General features: G+C 72.9%; 2 protein-coding genes. Both read left to right on the top strand.

Annotated elements, in window-relative coordinates; genetic code table 11:
- On the top strand, window positions 1-625 hold a 625-nt coding region (locus H5J30_RS35140; protein ID WP_181791847.1), incomplete at its 5' end, for a DUF3152 domain-containing protein.
- Window positions 626-779: 154 nt separating this feature from the next.
- Window positions 780-1087, top strand: a 308-nt coding sequence (locus tag H5J30_RS35135; RefSeq protein WP_181791846.1) for a DUF3492 domain-containing protein, incomplete at its 3' end; no start/stop codon positions are given.

The raw sequence follows: 1087 nt of genomic DNA, 5'->3' as shown, positions 1-1087 counted from the left end.
CGAGGACGCGCGGGCCGTCCCCGCCACGTACACCGAGAAGATGGCGGCCACGTACCCCCTCAGCCGCGACCTCACCGGCTCCGGCAAGCTCACCACCGTCCCCGGCGGCGACAAGGCGCCCGGCCGCGGCGAGGTCATCGCGTACCGCGTGGACGTCGAGGCGGGACTGCCGCTGGACGGCGGGCTGTTCGCGTCCGCGGTGCACAAGACGCTCAACGACGAGCGCAGCTGGGGCGGCCGGGGCGACCGCACCTTCGAGCGCGTGGGCCCCGGCGAGGAGTCCGCGTTCGTCATCACCCTGGCCAGCCCGGGGACCACGGACGAGTGGTGCGCCAAGTCGGGCCTCGACACCAGCGACGAGGACGTGTCCTGCGACTCCGCCGCCACCGAGCGCGTGATGATCAACGCCTTCCGGTGGGCCCAGGGTTCGAAGACCTACGGCGACGACATCCACGCGTACCGGCAGATGCTCATCAACCACGAGGTCGGCCACCGGCTCGGGAACGGGCACGTCGGGTGCGCGCAGGACGGCGCGCTCGCGCCGGTGATGATGCAGCAGACGAAGTACCTGTCGACGGACGGCGCGACCTGCAGGCCCAACGCCTGGCCGTTCCCGCGCGACTGACCCCGGCGGCCGCCGGTGGCGGTCAAAACGCCCCAGAGGCGGAATAGTCACGGGTATTCACCCCTTCCGGTGGTGCGACGGACAACCGTCCATCGCACTGCCCCGCCGCGTGCGTACCGTCCTCCCACCGGATGGAGCCACAGCAGTCTCGGGGGTGTTCTCGTTGCGCATCGGCCTTCTCGCGGAGGGCGGATTTCCGTTTGCCGCGGGCGAGTCGCCGGGGTGGTGCGACCGGCTCGTACGCGGGCTTGCGCACCACGAGTTCGACGTTTTCGCGTTTGCGGTGGATGCGGCGCAGGAGTCGGCGGGCCTCGTGCCGCTGCCGCCGCAGGTGCGCGCGGTGCACGTCGCGCCGCTGTGGCGCCCGGCGGCGGGCGAACGCCGCTACGGGCGGGCGGACCGGCGCCGGTTCGCCGAGCACTTCACGGAGTTGGCGGGCGCGCTGGCGGCGGGAACCGCCGG

This window comes from Streptomyces phytophilus, assembly GCF_013870535.1.
Taxonomy (GTDB): domain Bacteria; phylum Actinomycetota; class Actinomycetes; order Streptomycetales; family Streptomycetaceae; genus Streptomyces; species Streptomyces phytophilus.
This window is presented reverse-complemented; position numbering and strand designations above follow the sequence as displayed.